Consider the following 23029-nt stretch of genomic DNA (forward strand, 5'->3'; position numbering starts at 1 on the left):
CGACGGCGGGGACCCCCGCCGTCGTCCGCTGATGCGGTGCGAGTTAGCCGGCTTTACCAGCCAGCGCGACCAGCACGCCGGCGGTGGCGAAATACTTATTGCTCCCGAGGTCCCGGACGGTCTTGATACCCAGTTCAGCGAGAAGTTCGCTGTGCTTGTCGGTAAGTCCGGCGAGCGCCGACGGCGGGGCCGCCAGGATCTCGTCAAGGGTGGAGTTCTCGTAGGCTTTATCGAGTGCTTTGCCCAATTCAACAGAAACAGCCAAGGCATTTCCTTTCATCGATACGGAACAATTGCAAACGTGCTGTAGAACATTAGCCCCTTTAGCTAAGCAACCTGCCAATTGAGGCGATGCACCAATTGACGATCCGGGGCCGCATAACGATCAAGATAGCCCACAATGAGGCGCATTTGACCCCCGCGCCCCAAGGGAAATAAATATTCTCTGCCATCACCGGTCGGCGCATCGCTCAGCGTGTCCGCAGATGCGCCGACGCAAGGAAGTAAGTACAGCTAGCGAAGTCCGGCCGAGTGCGCCAAGGCAATCGCCTCCGCCCTGGAACGCACGTCGAGTTTTCGGAAGAGGTTACGGATGTGAAACTTCACCGTGTTTTCGCTGATATGAAGAGCGCCCGCGATGCTCCGGTTCCGCTGCCCAGCGGTGAGCAACTGCAGAACTTCCAGCTCCCTCGGCGCCAGATCCCAGACGGCAACGTCTCCAATGGGCGCTGCCGGCGGGTCCAGCGGCAAGACCACGGAGATATCCGCACCCCACCCCTGCATCACGTCAAGGGACATCCGCCCATCAACGGCCTGCACCCGCTGCTGCAACCGGGTGATGCTGGGCGAGTCCGGAGTGAGGGCTCCAAGGCCGTCGTCGCGCACGTTGATCAGCAGGTTCTCACCGTCGCAGTCCCACTGCGCACGGACGCGCCGGACATCCGGCTGCTCCGCGATGGCCAACACAAGGCCGCGAACAACGGCGCGGGCAGCATGGGCTACTTCGCCAGGCAGAGCACGCCCATTGGCGGGCGGCTCGATGAACTGAATGTCGATGTTGCTGAAGTGCATCAAGGGCCGAAGATCCTCGCGAAGCCGCTCGAACGCAGTCACCACCGGCTCTTCCACAAGATCGCTGGTCCGGTCGCTAACCGTCCGCAGGTCCACCAAAGCCTTGACCGCGAGGTCCGTCACTGAGGTTCGGGCCGCGGCGTCGTCCATGGAGGTCGACCGCAGGGCCGCCAGCAGGGTTTCCAGAGTGGTGGAGTGCTGGTCGATCAGCTCGGCCGTCACACGGATCCGCTCAGCGGATGCCGCCCGCGATTCCAAAAGGTACGACGGCGGCGCGTCGGTTACTTTCTCCTGGATGCGTCGGGCGGTGAGTCGCCAAAGATAGCTGAGCAGACGAAGTGCCTCCTCTTCCTTTTGCGGTCCTTCAACCGGCGAAGGGTCGGTCAGGACCAGGAGCGCCTGACTGGGCCCATAGCCCAAGGCGAGAATTTCCCGTTCCTCACCGGCGATGAGCGCGGAAGTGCGCCATGGGACCTCGCCGGGCATCGCCGACCTCAGCCGGTCCAGTTCGGCGATGGATACGCGGCTGACCACGCCTTCATCACCCGCCTTCTTCTGGGGCCGCCCAGTGCAGTCCTCGGTAAAGATCACCAGGGCACTGCTGGCGAGGAACGGGAGTGTGGCGGTGCGGAGGGCTTCGGCGATGCGGTTCAGCGGCGCGGCTGCCAGATCGCTAATGGAGTGGAGGAGTGCCCAGTTCTGCATCCGGCCAGCATACGTGCCCAGCCCCGGCAGAAACTACCCAAAGGGGTGGGAAGAGCCATCCCAAATCAGCGTTACGCCCACCCGGTTACTGCACCAAGCTGGAAGGGAAGCAGAACCACGGCAAGTAAAGGAGAGAGTGTGGACGCCGTAGTAGACAAGCCCTCCCTGAGCGCTACACCAGCCCAGGCCGCCCTCAACCTGTCCCTGATCCAGGACGAAATAGTGAGCACCACCAATGCAATCGACGCCCACCAGCTGGCAGCCCTGGCAGGCAGGATCCGCAGGGCGGAGCGGATCTTCCTTGCCGGCGCCGGCCGCAGCGGGTTGGTTCTCCGCATGGCGGCCATGCGCCTCATGCACCTGGGCTTGACGGTCCATGTTGCCGGGGACACCACCACACCTGCCATCACCTCCGGCGACCTCCTTGTGGTGGCCTCCGGCTCAGGGACCACCTCAGGCGTGGTCAAGGCAGCCGAAACAGCCATCGCCGCCGGCGCGGACGTGGCTGCTCTGACCACCAACCCGGGATCACCTTTGGCCGGCATGGCCGATGCATTGGTGATCATTCCCGCAGTGCAAAAGACCGATCACGGCTCCGGCCTTTCCCGCCAGTACTCCGGCAGCCTGTTTGAGCAATCCCTCTTCCTGGCAACCGAAGCAGTGTTCCAAACCCTGTGGGAGAACACCGAAGAGCCCGCCGAGCAACTCTGGCTGCGCCACGCCAACCTCGAATAGCTCGCGCCAAAACCCGCTTCGCCCCAACACTCACCATCCGTTCCAAACGAAACCCTCCGAAAGAAAGAAGAACCCATGAAACTGCAGGTAGCACTGGACCTCCTTACCGTCGAGGACGCCCTTGACCTGGCCGGCAAGGTGGCCGAGCACGTGGACATCATCGAGCTCGGGACGCCGCTCATCAAGGCTGCCGGTTTGACCGCCGTCACCGCCATCAAGGATGCCCACCCCACCAAGATCGTCTTCGCCGACATGAAGACCATGGACGCCGGCGAGCTCGAAGCGGATATAGCGTTCAAGGCTGGAGCGGACCTCGTTTCGGTCCTGGGCACCGCTGACGACTCCACCATTGCCGGCGCGGTGAAGGCCGCCAAGGCGCACAACAAGGGCATCGTAGTAGACCTGATCGGCGTGGCGGACAAGGTGTCCCGGGCCAAGGAAGTTCGCGCGCTGGGCGCCAAGTTCGTCGAGTTCCATGCAGGCCTGGATGAGCAGGCACAGCCCGGTTACAACCTGCGCACCCTGCTCAACGCGGGCGAGGAAGCACGCGTCCCGTTCTCCGTGGCCGGCGGGGTGAATGCTGGGACCATCGCAGCAGTGCAACTGGCGGGCGCCGACGTCGCCGTCGCCGGCAGTGCCATCTACAGTGCCGCAGATCCCGAGCTGGCCGCGAAGGAACTGAAGGCAGCCATCAACTGATCCAGCCCTCAACTAAAACCGTCGACCTGCCCATCCGGGCAGGTCGACGGTTCTGTTGGCGCCGCACCGGCGTCGTACGTTGGTGAAGTACGACGACGGCAGGCGGCTTTCTGTTGAAAACGAAACCCTTAGAGGTTTTCCACCAGGGAGACGTCGCGGACTGCGCCCTTGTCTGCGGACAGCGCCATGGCGGCGTAGGCGCGCAGTGCGGGAGACACGTGGCGTTCGCGGTCCTTGGGCTTGTAGCCGCCGTTGACCAGGAGCTTTTCGCGGCGTTCGGCGAGGATCTCGTCGGAGACCTGCAACTGGAGGGAGCGCTGGGTGATGTCGATGCTGATGATGTCGCCGTTCTCCACCAGGGCGATGGTGCCGCCGGAGGCAGCTTCCGGGGAGATGTGCCCGATCGACAGGCCGGAGGTGCCGCCGGAGAAGCGGCCGTCCGTGATGAGGGCGCACTTCTTGCCCAGGCCGCGGCCCTTGAGGAACGAGGTTGGGTAGAGCATTTCCTGCATACCGGGTCCACCTCTAGGTCCTTCGTAGCGGATCACCACCACGTCGCCTTCCTTGATGGTCTTGTTCAGGATCTTCTCCACGGCTTCGTCCTGTGACTCGCACACCACTGCGGGGCCTTCGAAGATCCAGATGGACTCGTCCACACCGGCAGTCTTCACCACGGCGCCGTCCGCTGCGACGTTGCCGCGCAGCACAGCCAAACCACCGTCCTTGGAGAACGCGTGCTCCACCGACCGGATGCAGCCATCTTCAGCGTCCGTGTCCAGGGAGGTCCATACGTTTGACTGCGAGAAAGCTGTGGAGGACCGGACACCACCGGGAGCGGCGTGCCACAGCGCTTTGGCTTCTTCCGTTGCCTTGCCGCCGCGGACATCCCAATCATCCAGCCAGCCGTCAAGGTCGTTGGAGTGCACCGAGTGGACGTTCTTGTGCAGGAGGCCACCACGATTCAGCTCACCCAGCAGCGCCGGGATGCCGCCGGCACGGTGCACGTCTTCCATGTAATAGGTCTTGTTGCCGGCAACGTTCGGGGCAACCTTGGCCAGGCAGGGAACCTGGCGGGACTTGGCATCCATTTCGGCCAGGCCATAGTCCACGCCTGCTTCCTGCGCCGCAGCCAGCAAGTGCAGGATGGTGTTGGTGGAGCCGCCCATGGAGATGTCCAGGGCCATGGCGTTGTCGAAAGCCTCGGCAGTGGCGATGGAGCGCGGCAATACGGACTCGTCGTCGCCGTCGTAATAGCGCTTCACCAGCTCAACAATTGTTGAACCGGCTTTCTCGTACAGCGCTTTGCGGGCGGTGTGGGTGGCCAGCACGGAACCGTTGCCCGGCAGGGCCAGCCCGATCGCTTCGGCCAGGCAGTTCATGGAGTTGGCGGTGAACATGCCTGAGCAGGAGCCACAGGTGGGGCAGGCGTTCTCTTCGATCAGGTTGATGTCTTCATCTGAGATGGATTCGTCCACGGCGTCGGCAATCGCGTTCACCAGGTCAAGGGAGCGCACGGATCCGTCTGTCAGGGTCACGCGGCCGGCCTCCATGGGACCGCCGGAAACGAACACCACGGGGATGTTCAGGCGCAGGGCGGCCATGAGCATGCCCGGGGTGATCTTGTCGCAGTTGGAGATGCAGACCAGGGCATCAGCGCAGTGCGCGTTGACCATGTACTCAACGGAGTCGGCAATCAGGTCACGGGACGGCAGCGAGTAGAGCATGCCGGAGTGGCCCATGGCGATGCCGTCGTCCACAGCGATCGTGTTGAACTCGCGCGGCACGGCGCCTGCGGCGAGGATCGCGTCGGAGACGATCCGGCCCACGGGCGCCAGGTGGGTGTGGCCGGGGACAAACTCGGTGAAGGAGTTGGCGACGGCGATGATCGGCTTGCCGATGTCCGTGTTGGCAACGCCGGAGGCACGCAACAGCGCGCGGGCTCCGGCCATGTTGCGGCCGTGGGTGACAGTTCTTGAGCGTAGTGCAGGCATGAATACCATCCTGCTGTCGTTCGTCACAGGGCGGAAGACGGTGCTGCTACTAGTACTGGTAGTACCAGAGTAATAGTGTTGAGCCCGTGAAAGATGAGAGACGCAAAGAACTGGGACTGTTCCTCAGGACGCGCCGGACCCAGGCCCTGCGTTCCGATTACGGGTTGCCCCCGGTGGGCAGGTCCCGGGAACGCGGTCTCCGACGGGAAGAGATCGCCTTCCTCTCCGGGGTCAGCGTCACGTGGTACACCTGGCTGGAGCAGGGCCGGGACATCAGCCCGTCGCGGCAGGTCCTGGAATCCATAGCCCGCGCACTGCACCTCTCGGACACCGGCCTAAGCTACGTGCTGTCCCTGGGTGGCTACTCCTCTGCCCTGCCCAAAGGGCCCGTGGCGGCCGATGCCCCCGCCCATGTGCAACGGCTTCTGGACGCGCTGGACCCCAACCCGTCCTATGCGTTGTCCCCGGACTGGGGCGTGGCCGGGTGGAACCGCGCCTATGAGGCGCTGTACCCGAATATAGGAACGTTCGACGCCGCGGACAGGAACCTGTTGTGGTTGGTGTTCACTGACCCCTATGTCCGGGACCTGCTCCCGGACTGGGACGTCACCAGCAAAAGGTTCCTTGCGGAGTTCCGGGCAGAAACCGGGCAGCGGCTGGGAGACCCGGACGTGGCCTACCAAGTGGAGCGGCTCAAGGAAGCCAGCCCGGAGTTCCAGGAAAGTTGGGACCGCTACGACATCCTGGGCTTTGAGTCCCGCGAACGGCAGTTTCACCATCCCGCCGTCGGAGTGCTGCAGATGGAGCACCACCAGGTCTCGCCTTCGGACAGGCCGGACCTGCACATAGTGGTCTACACCCCGGCGCCGGGGAGCGACGCCGGGGAACAGATGCAGCGGTTGATGGGGGTTTTCGATACAGATATCGCCCGGAAGACGCGCTCTTAGGGGCATTAACTGTACTAAAACCCGATGATTCGGCGCACTATGGGGAGATGAACGCCCAATATACGGATGGCTCGGGGAAGGCCGGTTCCGGAAGTTTCCGGACCGGCCAGCACCCGTGGAGCCGTTATGTGGCTTTGGGCGATTCGTTCACGGAAGGTTTGGGGGATCCCGAACCGCGGAGCCCCGGCGGCCTCCGAGGCTGGGCGGACCGGGTTGCCGAGGAATTGAGCACTGGTCATGAGGATTTCGCCTACGCCAACCTGGCCATCAGCGGAAAGCTGCTCCACCAAATACTCGACGAGCAGGTGGGCCCGGCAATCGAGCTGCGCCCTGATCTGATCACCCTCAACGCCGGCGGAAACGACATCCTCTTCCACAGGAGCGATCCGGACAAGCTCGCCCTCGAGCTGGACGCGGGTGTTGAGCGGCTGGCAGCTACCGGCGCAACCATCCTGCTCTTTGCCGGGCCGGACTTTGGCGCTACCCCTGTGCTGGGGCTCGCCCGCGGCAAAGTGGCCATTTTCAACGAGAACATCAGGGTCGTTGCGGCACGGCATGATGCCCTGATCGCCGACCTCTGGGCATTACGCCAACTCACTGACCCCCGCATGTGGAATGCGGACCGGCTACATTTTTCCCCGCTGGGTCAACACACCATTGCCATCATGGTGCTCGATTCACTCAACGTCCCGCATTCCCTGGAACCGCTGACGCCCAAGGCCCTGCCTGAGCGGAACTGGCGTGAGGCGCGCGCGGGCGACATGATCTGGGCGCGGGAGCACCTGTTTCCGTGGGTGGTGCGCCGCTTGACGCAGCGAAAGGCCGACGACGGGCGGCACGCAAAGCGGCCGGAGCCAGGCCCCGTATTCGGAGCAAGCATGCCTCCAGGAGCATATATAGGCCGGGACCCGGGGACCATTCCTCAGCAGTCATGACATCAGGGGAATATTCCGCGGCATAACGGTGCACGGCTATGGAGTCCGTCACCCTTTGCCGCGCCTGTGGTGGTGTTGGCTGGATCGACGCTAAAATTTCACTTGCCGCAAGTACAAGCTCTTCGGCTTCAATCCGCGTTTCATTTCTTGGAAGCGCCATACCGTGAGTGGGGGAACCGACCAGTCATGACGGCAGGCAGTACCCCCAGTCCACATCCAGAGACCTCAGCAGCAGCAAGCCCGTCTACCTCCACTGCTACCAAGTCCCCGAAACCAACAACACCAGCAACAAAGCCCGTTGCGTATCCCGCTATTTTGCAAGGGTTCCTTGGCTCCTTGTTCATGTTTGCCGGTTCTATTGGCATCGGCTGGATCGCCAATGGCTCCCCCATGATCCGCCATCCCATAGTCATTGCCCTGCGCACTGAGGGCTGGGGCGTCACGGTCTCCGCTGTCCTCTTGACCGTGGGTGCCATGTTGCTGGTGCGTTCCTGGCTGCGTTTGGGCCAACGGATGGGCAGCTGGGAGGGGAACTCCCTCAAACCGATTGTCGCTGCGATCGGAGCCTGGTCGCTTCCCCTGCTGTTCGCTGTGCCCGTCTATTCGCGTGACGTTTATGCGTACATAGGCCAAGGCCGGCTGATGATGGAGGGCCAGGACCCTTACGACGTCGGCATCTCGGCTTTGAACAACTGGTTCGCCTTGGGCGCGGACCCGGCGTGGGCGGAAGCCCGTACTCCGTACGGCCCCTACTTCTTGTGGATGGCCCACGCCGTGGTTGCCATCACGGGCGCCCAGCCGGACGTATCAGTCCTGCTGTTCCGGCTACTTGCCGCAGGCGGGGTGCTGTTGTGCGTCATTTATGTGCCCAAGCTCGCGGAGCTCCATGGGATCAACGGTGCACGTGCGCTGTGGATCGCGGTGGCCAACCCGTTGTTCCTCATCAGTTTCGTGGCCAGTGCCCATAACGACGCCATCATGGTGGGCTTCGCTGTAGCGGGGACTTACTTCGCGGCAACCAAGCGGCCACTCCTGGGCATCCTGCTGGTGACACTGTCCATCGGAATCAAACCCGCCACCGTCTTGTTGCTCCCCTTCATCGGGCTCATGTGGGCAGGTGCCGGTGCGTCCTGGCCGCGCAAGTTTGGAATCTGGGCAGCAACGGCCAGCATTAGCTTCGCCATCCTGGTGATCAGCGGCATCCCCTACGGCCTTGGCCTGGGCTGGGCGTGGGCCATCACGGACCCCACCCCCGGCTTTACGGGCTACTCGCCGTCCGGCTTCATAGGCCAGCAGATCGAGTTCCTCGGCAATGCCCTGGGGCTTCCCGGCAATGCCATGGCGGACATTCTGCGAGCCGCCATGAAGTGGGGCGCTGTGGCCTTGGTGCTGGTGCTGATGTTCCGCGGGGACCATTCCAGGGTGGTTCGGAGAATGGCGCTTGCCTTCGCGGCGATCGTGCTGCTCTCCCCCATCATCCAGCCGTGGTACATCCTGTGGTTCGTCCCGTTCCTGGCTGTGACGGGGATCAGGGATGACTGGCAGATGCGGTGCCTCTACGTGGGGGTGACGTTCTTTGTGGTGTTCGGAGCGCAGGATCAGTTGTCGGTATGGTCCTTTGTGGAGGTCTCCGTGGACCTGTCCTCGCTGGCATTCGCCATTGCGCTGCTGTTCGCGTTCTACCTGGTGTTCCTGGACATCCATACCCGCAGGCTGCTGGTTCAAGGCAAGTTATCGCGCTGGGTGGGGCAGACTGACCGTCGCCTGCTCCACCGCCCTCCGACTATCCGCTAGAGCGCTTTCGGGACCACCGGGGCGTCGTCGTGCTTTACTCGCCGCCCGAGTTCCACTGTCCGCTGCACCGACCACCACAGCAGTACCACCAGCAGGACGTTCCGGGTGGTCAGCACCGCAGCCATGACCGGGTGGGCGTGAATGAGCGGGGTGTAGAACAGCGGATAAATCACGAACGTGGTCATGGCAATGGCCATCAGCAAGGCCGCCGGCACCTTCCAACGGTTCCAGTCGTGCGTCAGCCCGGCAATGATCACAGGGGCCAGCCAGATGATGAACTGCGGCGAGCCCACCTTGTTGAACACGATGAACGCGGTAGTCATCATCAAGGCGCCCTCGAGGAACAGTTCCTCGCGCTCCGCTCCCCGCCTCAAGGCACGGATGAGAAGGATGGCGGCCGCGATAGCGGCAACTATCAGCAATGGCTGCATCAGGAACGCAGCAACCTCGGCACCGGGCCCGTAAACCTCCGTGGAGTTGATGGCCGTATTGTCCGCCATTTTGGATCCGGCAATGTTGAAGACACTGAGCCACACCCAGGGCGTGGAGAAAGTAGCTTCCAGTTGCATGCCGCGCTCACCCTGGTTGATCAAGAAGTCCAGGATGTGGCTGAAGCCACCGGCGAGGTACGTTCCAAGGCCTACGACGACGGTGACGCCCACCCCGGCAGCGACCATCTGCAGCCGGTTCTTCGAAGCAATGATCATGGGTGCCAGCACCGCTGCCGGCCACACTTTGATCCACGTCGCGATGCTCAGCAGGACGGACGCAACAACGGGCCTTTGGGCTGCGCAGATCAACGCGATCAGCACGATGGGGGCTGTGATGCCCTCAACCCGGGCAAAGCTGAGATACCCCATGAACACGGTGAAGAACAGCCACCACCATGCGGGCGCGATCCCGGTAACACGCCGTGGGCCGCGCGTCAGGTACCAGAGGCCCAGGGCGTTGAGGGCAGTGATCCCCAGGGTCCACATCAACAAGTAGAGATCCGGACCGGCAATGCCTGCCAAGAAGATGGGAATCTGGGCAAGTACGGGGTAGACCCACGGACTGATTTTCCCGCTGAGGTTCTCCGGGTTGTAACCATCCATCGCCCACTGACGGTACTGCTCAGTGTCGCTGAAGGTGTTGCCGTTGAGGAAGAAGGACGCCATCCAGCACAGGAAGTAAAAGTGGACCACGGCGAATCCCCACCACACGCTGGAGGGGCGGGCGAACCACGCCACAACGGCAGGGGGCAGGACCCGGCTGCGGATTTGGACCAGCCGGTCGAAGAACGTCGCTGAAATCTTAGTGCTCCTTGCCTGCAGGTGCCGTGACCACGGATGGCTTACGGCCCAGGGAATACAAGCGACGCGCTGACCAGAAGAAGAGGACCACCAGCAGGACGTTACGGATAGTAAGGACCAGTGCCATCCAAGGATTGTTGTGGCTCAACGCATCATAGAAGAGCGGGTAAATGAAGTAGGTGGCGACGGCGATCACTATGAGCATGGTGGCCGGCACGCGCCACTCTTTCCAGTTGTGCGCAAGTCCCACAGCCACGGCCGGAGCGAGCCACACCATGAACTGTGGTGAACCCACCTTGTTGAAAACGATGAAGGCGGTCACCAGGGTGAGGGCTCCTGAAAGGAGGAGTTCCGTGCGGTCCACGCCTCCGCTGAGCTTTCCCTTGTGCAATGCCCAGAAGGTCAAACCGGCGACGGCGGCCGCGGCCAACAGCAGCAGCGGCTGCATCAGCACAGACATGAACGCTGTACCGGGTCCGTCAACCTGCATGGAGTTGATGTCGGTGTTCATGTACATGCGCGAATCCCCGACGCCGAGGACCGACAACCACAACCATGGAGTGGTGAAGGTCGCTTCGAGCTGCATGCCACGGTCTCCCTGTTGTGTCAGGAAGTTCAGCAATTTGGGCACGGCGCCAACTGCCGCGGCCAGCCCAACCACCACCGCCGTCGTCGCAATTCCTGCCGCCACAACGTGCAGGCGTTTCCTGACCACCGCGAACAGGGCCAGCATGACGGCCGCGGGCCACACCTTCACCCAGGTGGCGACGCTGAGGAGGATCGACGCGACGAAGGGCCGTGTGGCGCCGTAGACCAGTGCCACCAGCACTATGGGGGCAGTCAGCCCGTCAACACGGGCGAATCCCAACCAGCCCATGAGGAAGACGAAGACCAGCCACCACCAGGCAGCGGGGATTGCTTCCTGCCGACGGCCGCGGTCAGTGAGCTTGAGGACCGCCCAACCGTTCAACAGCGTGGTGAGCAGGACCCACAAAAAGAAGAAAGGGCCGGGGCCGGCAACTGCTGCCAGGCCCATGGGAATCAGCGCCAGGATGGGGTACACCCAGGGGCTGGGACCACCGCTCAGGTTGGCATCGTTGAATCCTGCGAGCGCCCAGTCACGGTAGATAAAGGTGTCGCTGAAGGCCTCCCCGCGCAACGACAGCACGGCGGCGAAGACCAGAAACACCAGGTGAATCACCACGAAGCCCCACAGAAGGCCCCGCGGGGAGTTCATGCGTGCCGCCAACCTCGCTGGGATTGTTTTATCGCGAAGATCCGCGAGCATACTGAAAAAACTGTCCATCAACGAAGAACTTCCTGGCTAGGTGGGTCCCTGCCTTAGCAGTCCCCGATTTTTTGGGACCGAAAAACCCCCGCATGCTACTTTACGCGAGTCACCCAAATGCCGGGCAGTTGGCTAGCCTGCGGGCTGTGCTTCGGTCTGCGCACGGATGCTCCACGCGGACCAGTCCAAGGGGTGAACGGAGGGGCGGCCCAAGAGGTACCCCTGCGCTGCCGTCACCTTCAACGCAGTGACTTCATCAAGTTCGGCGGCCGTTTCGATGCCTTCCGCGATGATGTCCGCACCGATCTCCCGCGCGAGCTCCACGATGCCGTCGTTGCTTTCAATACCTTCAATCAAGTGGCGATCCAGCTTGATGATGTCCGGGCGCAGCTGTTCAATCCGTTCCATGGAAACCAGAGCGGCTCCGGACGCGCTGATGGCCAGGCGCAAACCCAAGGCGCGCAGAGGGCCCAGGCCGTCGGCGCCGGTTTGCCCTCCCACCACGTCCAAACTGCCCGTCAGTTCAATAATGATCCTGTCCGGGGCGAGCGTCGCCGCGGCCAGCAGGTTCCGCACACGGGGGTCGCTGGACGTTGCGGGAGTGAGGTTCAGCGCAACGGACATGTTTTCGGGGACATCGTGTGCGGCCGTCAGGGCGCAATGCAGTGCCGCAATTTCGAGTTCTGTGCCCAAGCCGGCTGCCGCTGCCTCGTTGAACCACACATCTGCACCGGCGCCATCTTCACCGACGAACCTGGTGAGCGCCTCCACACCCACCACTTCGCCGCCGGGCAGCGCGTGAACAGGCTGGAAGGCTGTCAACAGGAGCTTGTCCGCGAGGATGGATTGGATACCTTCGCGGACTTCATGACTGACGGGGACCGATACGGTCCGGGCTATGTCCGAGGACTCCAAGTGCAGGCTGGCTGCTTCACGCTGGACCGGTACCTTGGCCGTTGAGCCCTGCGTCTTGCGGGTCCCCAGCAAGTGCTCCAGCAGAACGCGCTCCGGGTCTTCGGGGCGTGCATCAAGCAGCGCGCGAAGATTGTTCCTGACGCCTTCGCTCCGCGCATCGCTGTCGGCAAGGATGGATTCGATGATGTCCAGCACTTGTTCGCGCATGGTCATGTCTTCTCCGGCCGGTGATGCCTCAGCGTCACCCTTTGTGGAGTCGCCGCTTTCCGGTCGTGAAGAGCCCGCGTCTTGAGCCATAAATTATTCCTTTGTGTGTCCCCCACTGGGCAAAGCCAGCCATGACCGGCCCCACGAAAACATGTGGGCCCTGTCACGAATCTTACAGACGAATCGCTGCACCTGAGACACCGGGATGACTCCTGACGAGGGAAAACATGTTGCCGGACACGAACCCCTGACATGCTGGAGGGGTGACAACCATGTCCATGGAATTGCCCCGGACCGCCCTGACCTGGAAGCTGCTGCCAGCGGCGCTGCTTTCCTTGTCCGGCGTGCCGCTCTTTGCCTTGGGTAACGGGCTGCTCGGTTACGGCTTGCTGGTGGCCAGCGTACTGACTGCGGCGTTCATCGACCACCGGCTGATGCGGCACCTCGCCTTGATCGCGGCCGGCATGACCATCTTCAGCCTGGTGCCCCTCAACGCTGACCTCAGCACAGAGCACATGGCACTCATGGGTGGCGCCCTGGCGCTGGCTGTGTTGGTGCCATGGCTGGTTTCACGGTTCGTCTACCGCGAGGACATCATCAAATTCCCCGTCAATACCGGCCGCACCTGGCCCTTGGCCGCGAAACTTTACCTCATAGGTGTTGTGGCACTCGGGTACTTCATCCTGCCGGTGTACCTGATCAGGACGGGCGTCTACCAAAACTGGCCGGATGCTTCCGATCCGGAGATCTTCTGGAGGCTCTTCCTTGGCGTTAACGCCGTGGGAATCTGGGACGAACTGTTCTTCATCTGCACCACGTTCACCCTGCTGCGCCAACATTTTCCGGACTGGCTGGCCAACCTCCTGCAAGCAGTGGTGTTCTCGTCATTCCTGTGGGAGATCGGCTACCAGTCGTGGGGTCCACTGTTGACGTTTCCCTTCGCCCTGCTCCAGGGCTACACGTTCAAGCTCACCAAATCCTTCACCTACGTGGTGTCCGTGCACTTGCTCTTCGACTTGGTGCTGTTCCTCGCGCTGGTTCATGCACACAACAGGGACTGGCTGCCGATCTTCCTGTACTGAGATTCCTGAACTGGGATTCCTGTACTGAGATTTGATTCCTGAACCGAGCGTCCGGCACTGGTGCCGGGTTCCGTCCTAAACCCCGGGCTGCGCCCCAGAACCAGCCCACGCTTCACCGGAAACCTCGATCTCTTGCGCCATGTCATCCAAGAAGCGCGCAACCGTCTTCCGTTCGGAGGGGGTGAGGCGTGCTGCGGCCAGGAACCGCTTGGCTTGCTGCCGGCCGACGGTCTTCATGGCGGCCGCGTGCGTTTCGGGAGTAATGGCGATGGCGAGCGCGCGGCGGTCGGAGGGGTGGGCGTGTCGTGTGACGTGCCCGGCGCGTTCCAGCCGGTCGAGCAGCTTGGTGGTTGACGCCGTCGAGATGTGCAATCTGGACGCGATGGCGCCGGGTGTGGCAATAACACCGTGATTGGCGCAGACAATCAGATAGTGCAGTGCGCGCATGTCCGATTGGTTGAGTTTCATGTATCTGAGCGAGGCGTCGGAGAGGCGTTCTTCGGCCTCGCGCAGCCGTCCCAGCGCTGCCATGAGCTCGCTGATCTGCTCAACGTCCTCGCCGGAAAGGCCGGAGCGATCCACCAGTTCCTGATGTGGGTCATTGGCGTCCAGATGATAAATGCCGGCAGATACCGGGGTCCCGGCTTCTTCGGGTATATCTTCAGATCTGGACATGTTTGGTATGTTACACCTAACTTCCTACATGGTAGCCTTTCTTCTAGCTTGTCTAGCAATATTCAGGTTTAGGCAGAAACGAAGGTGTGGAGGAAGGCGCAACATGAACGCGACAGAGATGGTAGTCCTCCTTGACGACGAAGGAACGCCCATTGGGCAGGCTCCCAAAGCAGGAGTCCACACACTCAACACCCCCCTCCACCTGGCATTCTCCTGCTACCTGCTCAACGAGGTCGGGGAAGTTCTCCTCACCCGCCGTTCACCCGAGAAAAAGACGTGGCCCGGGGTGTGGACCAACAGCTTCTGCGGCCACCCCGGCCCCGGCGAGGAATTCGAGGACGCCATCCTCAGGCGGGCACAGTTCGAACTCGGAGTAGACGTCACCAGGATTGACCTGGTCCTCCCGCACTTCCGTTACAGGGCCGTAGACCCCCTGGGGATCGTCGAGAATGAAGTTTGCCCCGTATACACAGCCCGCATCGCCGGGGTGTTGAAGCCAAATCCCGCCGAAGTTGCGGACTGGGCCTGGATCTCGCCTGCGCTGCTCGCCGACGCACTTGAACACACGCCGGCCGCGTTCAGCCCATGGCTTGGACTTCAATTCCCACAGCTCCTCGAGGCCGACGCCCTGCCACTCCAAGCCGGAGCCCAAGCATGACCATCACCTCAAACACCGTCCGCGGCCGGACCGATCTCTGCACCGCGATCGAAAACGAGCTCAGCGGGCTGATCGGCAAGAGGGCCAGCGCAGCAACAGCCTACGGCCCGGACTTCGCCAGACTCTGGGCGCTCGCGGGCCAAAACGTCCTCGGCGGCAAGTTCGTTCGGCCCCTTCTGCTGATGGAGACCTACGACGCCCTACAGCAGGAACACCGCCGTTCCGCACAACCACGCCACCGCGAAACCGCCATCAGCATCGCCGCCGCCATCGAACTCCTGCACTACGCCTTCCTCCTGCATGATGACGTGATCGACGGCGACCTCGTCCGCCGCGGACACCCCAACCTGATCGGATCCCTCCTCGCCGAAGCCGGCGAAACCGCCCGCACCCAAACCGCCGGCGCCCAAACCACCGGGGAAGATAGCGCCCGATCCGGCAACGGCCTTCATTGGGCCCAGACCGGCGGCATCCTGATGGGCGACATGCTCCTTGCCGCCACACACCAGTCCTTTGCCCGCGCAGACCTCCCCCACGAGCTCCGCCTGCGGCTGCTGGACCTCCTGGAACACACCATCAACGAGACCGTAGCGGGCGAACAATTGGACGTGGGCCTGGGCGACGGCATTATTGCCCCGGACCTCCAGACCATCCTGGTGATGTGCCGCTACAAGACAGCGACCTACACGTTCGAACTTCCGCTACGAGCCGCCGCTACGCTGGCCGGCGCCGACTTCGGGATCGAAAATGCGCTGGCAACAGCCGGCAGGCATCTTGGCCTCGCCTTCCAACTCCAGGACGACCTCCTGTCCACTTTCGGGGATCCTCGCCGGCACGGTAAGGATCCCTTTTCGGACCTCCGCGAAGGCAAGGAGACGGCCATCATCGCCCACGCACGGACCACCATCGCGTGGACGGATATCCAACCCTTCTTCGGCAGGCCCGAACTCAGCGTCGGAGACGGCGAGCATGTCCGCCGGCATCTCACCGACTGCGGGGCCGAGGCATTTGTCCAAAGCCTCATCGAGGAACAAATGCAGGCATTCAACCATCAACTGACCAGCACCATCCCGGAAAGTGTCCGCAACGTGATGCTCGATCTCGCGGGACAGCTGGAGGGACGGCAATCATGAGCGTCGCGACGGATACCTCATTCACGCATTTCACCCGCACGGCCGAACGTGCCGCCAACCAGGTCATCTCCGCTTACTCCACCTCGTTCGGCCTGGCGTGCAGGCTCCTGGGGTCCCGGCACCGCCAGCACGTCCGCAACATCTACGCCCTGGTGCGGGTGGCCGACGAACTCGTTGACGGAGTGACGGCCGAAGCCGGCCTGAGCTACCAGGAGCAGTGCGACGCCCTGACCCACTTCATTGACGAGACACACAGGGCCGTCCAGCTCGGCTACAGCAGCGACCTCATCATCCACGCGTTCGCCCAGACAGCCCGCACCGCAAGGATTGATGACTCGCTCATCGATCCGTTCTTTGACTCCATGCGCACGGACCTTGGCGAGCACACTGAAGGCTCGCCCGTTGTAGCCCCACAGCAGGCCCCGCTGCGCTTCGACGCCGACGCCCACGACGGCTACGTTCACGGTTCCGCCGAGGTGGTGGGGCTGATGTGCCTGCGCGTCTTCATGCGGGATGAGAGCATCGACGACGGCGACGCCGCGGCTTTGGAGTACGGCGCCAGCAGGTTGGGTGCTGCCTTTCAGAACATCAACTTCCTGAGGGACCTGGCCGACGACACAACCCGCCTGGGCCGAAGCTACCTTGGCACCTCGGACCACCTTGAGGACCGCGAGCGCATGGAATGGGTCCGCACCATCCGTGCGCAGCTGGCCGATGCCAACGCCGTCATTCCCCTGCTGCCGCGTGACGCCAGGGCCGCCGTCCGGAGCGCCTCAGCACTGTTCCAGGCACTGACGGACAGAATTGAGCAGACCACCGTGGACGAGCTCTACAGATCCCGGGTCCGGGTACCGGACACGGTAAAAGCCGGGCTCGCCGCCCGTGCCGTCGCCTCAACGTGGATGGAGCTCCAGCGATGACCCGGACAGTGGTGATCGGTGGTGGCATCGCTGGGCTTGCCACCGCCGCACTCCTCGCCCACGAAGGACACGAGGTCCAGCTCCTCGAACAACGCCACCAAGTGGGCGGCCGCGCCGGAAGCCTCGAACGCGACGGCTTCCGCTGGGACACCGGCCCCTCCTGGTACTTGATGCCGGGCGTCTTCGATCACTTCTTTGAGCTGCTCGGCACCAGCACCGCCGAACAGCTGGATCTGCGCACGCTCAGTCCCGCGTACCGCATCTTCAGCGAGCCAAACCACGACGGCGTGCGGCCGGACCCGCTGACCATCCCCCTTGGCAGCGACCAGGTTCTGGACACTTTCGAAAGCGTTGAGCCCGGCAGCGCCAAGGAACTCCGTTCCTACCTCGCTTCGGCGCAACACACCACAAAGATGGCTGAACGGTTCTTCCTCTACAACCCGTTCACCAAACTGCAGGCACTGCTTCAACCGGACGTTGTGCGGAGCCTGCCCAAGCTCGCCCAGCTACTGCTGACGCCCTTGGACAAATACGTCTCGCAGCGCTTCCAGCACCCCATCCTTCGCCAGGTCCTCGGTTACCCGGCGGTCTTCCTGGGCACCAGCCCGTCCGCTGCTCCGGCGATGTACCACCTCATGAGTGCCTTGGACCTGGGCGACGGCGTGCAATACCCAATGGGCGGTTTTTGGGCGCTGGTTGAACGCTTGGAAACCCTGGCCATCGACGCGGGAGTCAGGATCCACACGGGGGCCGAAGCCCTCAAGATCACCACCCGCGAGGCGGCCCACCCCAAGAAGATCGGGCGTTTTGACGGCCTGGAACTTCCTGCATGGTTTACCGGCAAAGACAGCCGGGAAGTCACCGGCGTCAAGTGGCGCGACAGTTCCGGCGCGGAGCACTACAGCGTTGCCGACCAAGTTGTCTCCGGCGCCGACCTCCACCACACCGAAACACAACTACTCGGAGTCCAGGACCGGAGCTACAACAAGAAGTACTGGCAGAGCCGGACCAGTGGGCCCGGCGCAGTCCTGGTGATGTTGGGCTTGAAAGGTTCCCTGCCGGATCTTCCCCACCACTCCCTGTTCTTCACCCGGGATTGGGAGGCCAACTTCGCCTCAATCTTCGGGGACGACCCCAGCATCCCGGATCCCGCCTCCATCTACGTGTGCAAACCCAGCGCCACCGACCCCGGCGTCGCACCCAAGGACCACGAGAATCTTTTTGTTCTGGTTCCCATCCCCGCCGACCCCTCGCTGGGAGCAGGCGGACCCGACGGTGCGGGCGATGAACTCATCGAACGGACCGCCGACGCCGCCATCGACCAGATCGCCCAGTGGGCCAACATTCCGGATCTCCGCGAACGAGTGGTGGTCCGGCACACCATCGGACCGGCCGACTTTGCCCGGGACTACAACTCGTGGCGCGGCGGCATGCTGGGACCGGCACACACCCTGAAGCAAAGCGCCATGTTCCGGGCCCAGAATGCTTCCAAGCGTGTTCGCGGCCTGTACTACGCCGGGGCTACTACCGCTCCTGGCGTGGGCGTGCCCATGTGCCTCATCAGTGCCGAGCTGGTCCTGAAGCGGATCCGCGGCGATCACAGCAGCGGCCCTACCACTGTGAGGCCTGTAGCTAGCAGGATTGGCTGATGGGTTTTCTCTACTTGGCGTCGTTAGTCATGGGCATCACCTGCATGCTTCTGCTCGACCACCGCTTCCGCCTGTTCTTCTGGCGGGACGCAAAAGCGGCGGCGATCGTGACCGCCGTCGGGGTCTTGTTCCTGCTCGGCTGGGACGTGGCCGGCATCGGCCTGGGGATCTTCCTGCGCGGCGAAGGCACTATCGCCACCGGGCTGCTCCTGGCACCGGAACTGCCAATAGAGGAACCCGTCTTCCTGCTTTTCCTGGTGCTGTGCACCATGGTCCTGTACACAGGTGCACGGCAGCTTCTTGACCGGACTCCGGCCAAACGCAGTGAAAGAGCACGGGAGCGTGAGAACGTATGACCTACCTGTGGCTCGCGCTCGCTTTTATCGCCGCGGCAGTCGCCGCGGGTGTGATCTTTGCTCGTCAGGGCGCCCGTCCTGGTGAAAGCGGCAAACACTGGAAAGCCGTTGGCCTCGCATTCGCTGCGCTGGCCGTCCTCACGGCGGTGTTCGACTCCGTCATGATCGGCATGGAACTCTTCCACTACGACTCCGCACACATCCTTGGCCTCAAAGTAGGCCTGGCACCCATCGAGGACTTCGCCTACCCCTTGGCCGGCGCCGTGGCATTGCCTGGTCTGTGGATGTGGCTGACGCGCAAGCGTTCCGGAGAATCCAACCGTGGGGGTAACCTCAAAGGCCTTATCCCACAGGCGTTACTCGCATCACGACCGGTCAGCTGGATCAACACGGCCTACCCGTTTGCCGCGGCCATGCTCCTCACCACGCGGGAAATCGACTGGGTGTTGATCGTGGGCACCTTCTACTTCCTGATCCCCTACAACCTGGCCATGTACGGGATCAACGACGTCTTCGACTACGAGTCGGACCTGAAAAACCCGCGCAAAGGCGGGATGGAAGGCGCGCTCCTCCAGCCGAGGCTCCATCGCCCCATGCTGTGGCTCGCAGCCATCACCAACGTTCCCTTCCTGCTGGTGTTGGCATTCGCCGGCGGGCCTGCGGCATGGATCAGCCTGGCCGTCAGCGCCTTCGCCGTGGTGGCCTACTCCGTCGCAGGACTCCGCTTCAAGGAACGCCCTGTCTTGGACTCGCTGACGTCCAGTACGCACTTCGTGAGTCCCGCCGTCGTCGGACTGGCGTTGGCGGGGGCGGACGTGACACCCGGCTTGGTGGTCCTGCTTGTGGCGTTCTTCCTGTGGGGTATGGCGGCCCATGCGTTCGGCGCCGTCCAGGACATCGAACCCGACCGTCAGGCCGGGATCGGCTCCATAGCAACAGTCATCGGCGCCCGCCGGACGGTGAGGCTCGCCGTCGTGCTCTGGCTGGTTGCCGGACTGGCCATGCTGGCCACTCCGTGGCCCGGACCGCTCGCGGCGATCATCGCCGTCCCCTACATCATCAATTGCGCACGCTATTGGAACGTCACGGACACGACGGCGGCACGCACCAATGTGGCATGGCGGCGGTTCATCTGGCTCAACTACGGTTCAGGATTCCTGGTGACGCTTATTTTCATCCTGCAGTGGAGCCTCACGTCATGACTGGGCGGGCCCCTCAGGATGCGCACCGTCTTCAGTCTCGTCATCAATCGCGTCGAGTGCTTCGCGCATGTGCTGCAGGAAGCCCACCACCACCCGGGAATCTTCGGGGGTCAAAGCGCACGCCGCATCCAGCATCCTCCGATGCATCCCGCCCAAGGTGTGCCGTACTTCCTGGTCCGAGCCAGGCGTTGCCTTCAGGATCAGTGCCCGGCGATCGGTGGGGTGGGGTTCCCGCCGAATATGGCCGGACTCCACCAAACGGTCGATCAGGGTTGTCATGGACGCCGACGTTATGCCGAGCTTGTCGCCCAGATCCTTCGGCTTCATCACCTTGCCGTCGGCCTCGGCTTCGAACAGATAACGCAGCGCCAGGAGGTCCTTTTCGCCCATGCCCATGGACGAACGCGTCCTGCGCCGCATCGCTTGCTCGGAAGCACGGTAATCCCGCAGGGCGTTCAGCACGTCGATGGCTATGGCCTTTTGACCAGGGTCCTTGCCGTACCAATAGCCCTTTGCGTGACTTTGAGCGTCCATCCCGTGTTCCTTCGATAAGCGTAAAGCTCGTTTCACTAGCAATTTGATAGTAAGTCACGTACCCCCTGAATGCATGACCCCGCACATCCCACCCCCGTATAGCACCAGGAAAGAGGCACTGCACATGGCAACCCAAAGCCCGGATCTTCGGCGGCAGATCGCAGTCACTGTGAGCTTGGTGATCTGCATTGTTGGTTCCATGATCGGCGTCGGAGTCTTTGGCGGGACCCCGATCGCGCAGGCCGCCGGCGGCGCCCTAGCCGCGGACTCAACCCTGCTGGCGCCAGCCACGCCTGCCTTCTCCATATGGTCCGTGGTGTACACCGGGCTTGTTGCTTACACGGTGTGGCAGTGGTTGCCCTCGCAGCGGTCCTCGGAACGGCAGCGCTCCCTTGGCTGGATGGTTGCGGCGTCCATGATTCTCAATGCGGCGTGGATCCTGTCCGTGCAGGCGGGTCTTCTTCTGGTCAGTGTTGTGGTGATCCTGGCCCTGCTGGCGACGCTCGTGGTGGCATTCCTCCGCTACAGCCAGACCCGCGCTGGCTCCTGGGTTGAAGCTGTGGTGGTGGACGGGACCCTGGGCCTCTATCTGGGCTGGGTCAGTGTGGCCACATGCGCCAACATCGCGGCGGCTCTGAAGGCATCTGGTTTTCAGGGCTTTGGGTTGCGTCCCGAAATCTGGTCCGTGGCTGTGCTGGTGGTGGTAGCCGTGGTTGGAATCGCTTTGGCAATCAAGGGTCACGGCCGGCTCGCGTTGGCGGCTGCAATCGCGTGGGGCCTCTTGTGGATCACCGTGGGCCGCAGCGCCGACGCACCCGAGTCATTCCCGACGGCGGTGGCCGCGGCTGTTGCTGCTGCTCTAGTTCTCGGGGCAGCCGTCACGGTGCGGGCCAGGAGCGTGATGGCTGGGGCTGGAGTTGGAGTTGCGAGCGACCGCTGAGGGGCGAGATCTCAACTCTTTGCCGACCGGGCACTTGTTTTCCTCCAGGGCACTGTTTTCCGCACGGGCACTGTTTTCCACATAGGGCGTGGTTTCCACATACGGAAGTTGTGGTCTTATAGCGCCTGCTGCGTGCTGGAAGAGTTGGGGCATGGAGCAGATCCGGGCCACGCAGACGCCGTCACACGATGATGAGCTCGGGCGCGCCTGGGAAGCACTACCCCGGCCCTCCTACTCCGCACTCCCTGCCGCGGGGCCTCTGCCAGGCTATTCAGTGCCCCGGGTGTCTGACCTCGTCGTGCTCCTTGGCTCTGTTCCGCTTGCCCGCTCCAGTGGAGAGCTGATTGACCAGCTCCGGGGGTTGGAGGACCTGAAGTCCGCCATCACCGGCCTGCAGGCGCGGGCCGCTGTGGCCTTTGATCGTGCCCAGCGGGCCGAGCAGGCCGCTGCTGGTGTGCCCGCGTCCGAGCAGGGTCAGGGTGCCGGGGCCCAGGTGGCGTTGGCCCGGCGGGAGTCCCCGAACCGTGGCTCCCGGTTATTGGGCTTGGCGAGAGCGTTGGTGACGGAGATGCCCCGCACACTGGCCGCCCTGGAATCAGGCCAGCTCAATGAATGGCGGGCCATGCTGCTGGTGAAGGAAACAGCGTGCCTGTCCGTGGAGGACCGGTGCGCGGTGGATGAGGAACTCGCCCCCGACACCGGGACCTTCGAAGGGAAAGGCGACCGGGCCATCATCGCCGCGGTCAAGGCTGCCGCGTATCGTCGTGATCCCCGCTCGGTGGCCCAACGCGCCAGTCACGCAGCCACCGAACGGACCGTGAGCCTGCGACCCGCCCCGGACACCATGACCTACCTGACCGCCCTCCTGCCAGTGGCCCGAGGCGTCGCGGCGTATGCGGCGCTGACCCGTGAGGCTGATACTGCCCGGGCCGGCGGTGACTCCCGTTCCCGCGGTCAGGTCATGGCTGACACCCTGGTCGAACGCGTTACCGGAACCCCGGGCGGGGTCGCGGGCATCAACCTCGATCTGGTGATGACGGACCGGGCCCTGTTTCAGGCAGACAGCGAACCGGCCCGGCTCAAAGGCTATGGAATCGTCCCGGCCCAGTGGGCCAGGAAACTACTTCGTGAACCTCAGGCAGACGAAGCAAGTGGTTTGGCGACCGGCCAGGCAGGCTCACCAGTTCCGGACCGCGACTTCACCGTGTGGCTGCGGCGGCTCTACACCGCACCCGGAACGGGCGAACTCCTGAACATGGACTCCAAAGCCCGACTCTTCCCACCCCGGCTCCGACGATTCA

At 63.1% G+C, this 23029-nt stretch carries 22 protein-coding genes; 14 read left to right on the plus strand and 8 right to left on the minus strand.

Features of this window, described 5'->3' with window-relative positions; all coding sequences use genetic code 11:
* Nucleotides 1-43 precede the first annotated feature (43 nt).
* Both MOD31_RS21620 and MOD31_RS21625 read right to left on the minus strand, forming a co-directional pair.
* Complete coding sequence (locus MOD31_RS21620; protein ID WP_142936988.1) at nucleotides 44-265, minus strand: hypothetical protein; 222 nt, start codon at nucleotides 263-265, stop codon at nucleotides 44-46.
* A 248-nt stretch (nucleotides 266-513) separates the two neighbouring features.
* Nucleotides 514-1776 (minus strand): response regulator transcription factor family protein, encoded by a 1263-nt coding sequence (locus tag MOD31_RS21625; protein WP_142936989.1) that lies wholly within the window; start codon nucleotides 1774-1776, stop codon nucleotides 514-516.
* Nucleotides 1777-1914: 138 nt separating this feature from the next.
* On the opposite strand from MOD31_RS21625, the gene hxlB reads away from it, so the two are divergent.
* Nucleotides 1915-2511, plus strand: a complete 597-nt coding sequence (gene hxlB, locus MOD31_RS21630) for a 6-phospho-3-hexuloisomerase (RefSeq protein ID WP_223941546.1) — start codon at nucleotides 1915-1917, stop codon at nucleotides 2509-2511.
* A 75-nt stretch (nucleotides 2512-2586) separates the two neighbouring features.
* Nucleotides 2587-3210 (plus strand): 3-hexulose-6-phosphate synthase, encoded by a 624-nt coding sequence (gene hxlA, locus MOD31_RS21635; RefSeq protein WP_142936991.1) that lies wholly within the window; start codon nucleotides 2587-2589, stop codon nucleotides 3208-3210.
* A gap of 128 nt (nucleotides 3211-3338) precedes the next feature.
* On the opposite strand, the gene ilvD is transcribed toward hxlA, so the two are convergent.
* Nucleotides 3339-5201 carry a dihydroxy-acid dehydratase gene (gene ilvD / locus MOD31_RS21640; RefSeq protein WP_223941545.1) on the minus strand — a complete coding sequence of 621 codons (1863 nt, stop codon included), beginning with the start codon at nucleotides 5199-5201 and terminating at the stop codon, nucleotides 3339-3341.
* Nucleotides 5202-5287: 86 nt separating this feature from the next.
* Between ilvD and MOD31_RS21645 the strand changes: the two genes are divergently transcribed.
* The 3 genes from MOD31_RS21645 to mptB all read left to right on the plus strand — a co-directional run bounded on the left by MOD31_RS21645 (nucleotide 5288) and on the right by mptB (nucleotide 8877).
* A complete protein-coding gene (locus MOD31_RS21645; protein WP_250821676.1) occupies nucleotides 5288-6148 on the plus strand; it encodes a helix-turn-helix transcriptional regulator in 861 nt (286 codons plus the stop codon).
* A 47-nt stretch (nucleotides 6149-6195) separates the two neighbouring features.
* Nucleotides 6196-7083 carry an SGNH/GDSL hydrolase family protein gene (locus tag MOD31_RS21650; protein WP_250821677.1) on the plus strand — a complete coding sequence of 296 codons (888 nt, stop codon included), beginning with the start codon at nucleotides 6196-6198 and terminating at the stop codon, nucleotides 7081-7083.
* Nucleotides 7084-7269: 186 nt separating this feature from the next.
* On the plus strand, nucleotides 7270-8877 hold the full coding sequence (mptB, locus tag MOD31_RS21655) for a polyprenol phosphomannose-dependent alpha 1,6 mannosyltransferase MptB (RefSeq protein ID WP_142936995.1): 1608 nt from the start codon (nucleotides 7270-7272) through the stop codon (nucleotides 8875-8877).
* Here the strand turns inward: mptB and MOD31_RS21660 are convergent.
* The 3 genes from MOD31_RS21660 to MOD31_RS21670 all read right to left on the minus strand — a co-directional run bounded on the left by MOD31_RS21660 (nucleotide 8874) and on the right by MOD31_RS21670 (nucleotide 12669).
* Complete coding sequence (locus tag MOD31_RS21660) at nucleotides 8874-10106, minus strand: glycosyltransferase 87 family protein (RefSeq protein WP_187697066.1); 1233 nt, start codon at nucleotides 10104-10106, stop codon at nucleotides 8874-8876. The genes mptB and MOD31_RS21660 overlap by 4 nt on opposite strands.
* Nucleotides 10107-10170: 64 nt before the next feature.
* Nucleotides 10171-11475: a glycosyltransferase family 87 protein gene (locus tag MOD31_RS21665; protein ID WP_250821678.1), complete on the minus strand. Its 1305-nt coding sequence runs from the start codon at nucleotides 11473-11475 to the stop codon at nucleotides 10171-10173.
* A gap of 114 nt (nucleotides 11476-11589) precedes the next feature.
* Complete coding sequence (locus MOD31_RS21670; protein ID WP_250821679.1) at nucleotides 11590-12669, minus strand: EAL domain-containing protein; 1080 nt, start codon at nucleotides 12667-12669, stop codon at nucleotides 11590-11592.
* 188 nt (nucleotides 12670-12857) lie between these two features.
* Between MOD31_RS21670 and MOD31_RS21675 the strand changes: the two genes are divergently transcribed.
* A complete protein-coding gene (locus MOD31_RS21675; protein ID WP_250821686.1) occupies nucleotides 12858-13661 on the plus strand; it encodes a CPBP family intramembrane glutamic endopeptidase in 804 nt (267 codons plus the stop codon).
* 75 nt (nucleotides 13662-13736) lie between these two features.
* Here the strand turns inward: MOD31_RS21675 and MOD31_RS21680 are convergent, their stop codons facing one another.
* On the minus strand, nucleotides 13737-14336 hold the full coding sequence (locus MOD31_RS21680; RefSeq protein WP_142937000.1) for a MarR family winged helix-turn-helix transcriptional regulator: 600 nt from the start codon (nucleotides 14334-14336) through the stop codon (nucleotides 13737-13739).
* A 103-nt stretch (nucleotides 14337-14439) separates the two neighbouring features.
* On the opposite strand from MOD31_RS21680, the gene idi reads away from it, so the two are divergent.
* The 6 genes from idi to MOD31_RS21710 are packed head-to-tail and all read left to right on the plus strand — an operon-like array spanning nucleotide 14440 to nucleotide 20254.
* Nucleotides 14440-14994 carry an isopentenyl-diphosphate Delta-isomerase gene (gene idi / locus MOD31_RS21685; RefSeq protein ID WP_166841126.1) on the plus strand — a complete coding sequence of 185 codons (555 nt, stop codon included), beginning with the start codon at nucleotides 14440-14442 and terminating at the stop codon, nucleotides 14992-14994.
* Nucleotides 14991-16127, plus strand: coding sequence for a polyprenyl synthetase family protein (locus MOD31_RS21690; protein WP_250821680.1), 1137 nt, complete (start codon nucleotides 14991-14993; stop codon nucleotides 16125-16127). Before idi ends, MOD31_RS21690 begins: the two co-directional genes overlap by 4 nt.
* Nucleotides 16124-17047 carry a squalene/phytoene synthase family protein gene (locus MOD31_RS21695; protein ID WP_250821681.1) on the plus strand — a complete coding sequence of 308 codons (924 nt, stop codon included), beginning with the start codon at nucleotides 16124-16126 and terminating at the stop codon, nucleotides 17045-17047. Before MOD31_RS21690 ends, MOD31_RS21695 begins: the two co-directional genes overlap by 4 nt.
* Nucleotides 17044-18696 carry a phytoene desaturase family protein gene (gene crtI / locus MOD31_RS21700; RefSeq protein ID WP_250821682.1) on the plus strand — a complete coding sequence of 551 codons (1653 nt, stop codon included), beginning with the start codon at nucleotides 17044-17046 and terminating at the stop codon, nucleotides 18694-18696. Before MOD31_RS21695 ends, crtI begins: the two co-directional genes overlap by 4 nt.
* Nucleotides 18696-19052 (plus strand): lycopene cyclase domain-containing protein, encoded by a 357-nt coding sequence (locus tag MOD31_RS21705; RefSeq protein ID WP_223941525.1) that lies wholly within the window; start codon nucleotides 18696-18698, stop codon nucleotides 19050-19052. Before crtI ends, MOD31_RS21705 begins: the two co-directional genes overlap by 1 nt.
* A complete protein-coding gene (locus tag MOD31_RS21710; protein ID WP_166841123.1) occupies nucleotides 19049-20254 on the plus strand; it encodes a prenyltransferase in 1206 nt (401 codons plus the stop codon). Before MOD31_RS21705 ends, MOD31_RS21710 begins: the two co-directional genes overlap by 4 nt.
* Here MOD31_RS21710 and MOD31_RS21715 read toward each other — a convergent pair.
* Nucleotides 20249-20788 carry a MarR family winged helix-turn-helix transcriptional regulator gene (locus tag MOD31_RS21715; RefSeq protein ID WP_250821683.1) on the minus strand — a complete coding sequence of 180 codons (540 nt, stop codon included), beginning with the start codon at nucleotides 20786-20788 and terminating at the stop codon, nucleotides 20249-20251. The two genes, MOD31_RS21710 and MOD31_RS21715, sit on opposite strands and share 6 nt — an antisense overlap.
* 124 nt (nucleotides 20789-20912) lie before the next feature.
* Between MOD31_RS21715 and MOD31_RS21720 the strand changes: the two genes are divergently transcribed.
* Complete coding sequence (locus MOD31_RS21720; protein WP_250821684.1) at nucleotides 20913-21728, plus strand: tryptophan-rich sensory protein; 816 nt, start codon at nucleotides 20913-20915, stop codon at nucleotides 21726-21728.
* 151 nt (nucleotides 21729-21879) lie between these two features.
* On the plus strand, nucleotides 21880-23029 hold a 1150-nt coding region (locus tag MOD31_RS21725), incomplete at its 3' end, for a DUF222 domain-containing protein (protein ID WP_250821685.1).

The sequence above is a fragment of the Paenarthrobacter sp. TYUT067 genome, assembly GCF_023656375.1.
GTDB lineage: Bacteria > Actinomycetota > Actinomycetes > Actinomycetales > Micrococcaceae > Arthrobacter.

Excerpts from the sequence above, each read along its gene's own strand:
- MOD31_RS21695 (WP_250821681.1), top strand. The coding sequence starts at position 16,124 with ATGAGCGTCGCGACGGATACCTCATTCACGCATTTCACCCGCACGGCC.
- MOD31_RS21680 (WP_142937000.1), bottom strand. The coding sequence starts at position 14,336 with ATGTCCAGATCTGAAGATATACCCGAAGAAGCCGGGACCCCGGTATCT.
- hxlA (WP_142936991.1), top strand. The coding sequence starts at position 2,587 with ATGAAACTGCAGGTAGCACTGGACCTCCTTACCGTCGAGGACGCCCTT.
- MOD31_RS21710 (WP_166841123.1), top strand. The coding sequence starts at position 19,049 with ATGACCTACCTGTGGCTCGCGCTCGCTTTTATCGCCGCGGCAGTCGCC.
- idi (WP_166841126.1), top strand. The coding sequence starts at position 14,440 with ATGAACGCGACAGAGATGGTAGTCCTCCTTGACGACGAAGGAACGCCC.
- MOD31_RS21625 (WP_142936989.1), bottom strand. The coding sequence starts at position 1,776 with ATGCAGAACTGGGCACTCCTCCACTCCATTAGCGATCTGGCAGCCGCG.
- crtI (WP_250821682.1), top strand. The coding sequence starts at position 17,044 with ATGACCCGGACAGTGGTGATCGGTGGTGGCATCGCTGGGCTTGCCACC.
- MOD31_RS21650 (WP_250821677.1), top strand. The coding sequence starts at position 6,196 with ATGAACGCCCAATATACGGATGGCTCGGGGAAGGCCGGTTCCGGAAGT.
- ilvD (WP_223941545.1), bottom strand. The coding sequence starts at position 5,201 with ATGCCTGCACTACGCTCAAGAACTGTCACCCACGGCCGCAACATGGCC.
- MOD31_RS21690 (WP_250821680.1), top strand. The coding sequence starts at position 14,991 with ATGACCATCACCTCAAACACCGTCCGCGGCCGGACCGATCTCTGCACC.
- MOD31_RS21705 (WP_223941525.1), top strand. The coding sequence starts at position 18,696 with ATGGGTTTTCTCTACTTGGCGTCGTTAGTCATGGGCATCACCTGCATG.
- MOD31_RS21670 (WP_250821679.1), bottom strand. The coding sequence starts at position 12,669 with ATGGCTCAAGACGCGGGCTCTTCACGACCGGAAAGCGGCGACTCCACA.
- MOD31_RS21720 (WP_250821684.1), top strand. The coding sequence starts at position 20,913 with ATGGCAACCCAAAGCCCGGATCTTCGGCGGCAGATCGCAGTCACTGTG.
- mptB (WP_142936995.1), top strand. The coding sequence starts at position 7,270 with ATGACGGCAGGCAGTACCCCCAGTCCACATCCAGAGACCTCAGCAGCA.
- MOD31_RS21665 (WP_250821678.1), bottom strand. The coding sequence starts at position 11,475 with ATGGACAGTTTTTTCAGTATGCTCGCGGATCTTCGCGATAAAACAATC.
- MOD31_RS21675 (WP_250821686.1), top strand. The coding sequence starts at position 12,858 with ATGGAATTGCCCCGGACCGCCCTGACCTGGAAGCTGCTGCCAGCGGCG.
- MOD31_RS21715 (WP_250821683.1), bottom strand. The coding sequence starts at position 20,788 with ATGGACGCTCAAAGTCACGCAAAGGGCTATTGGTACGGCAAGGACCCT.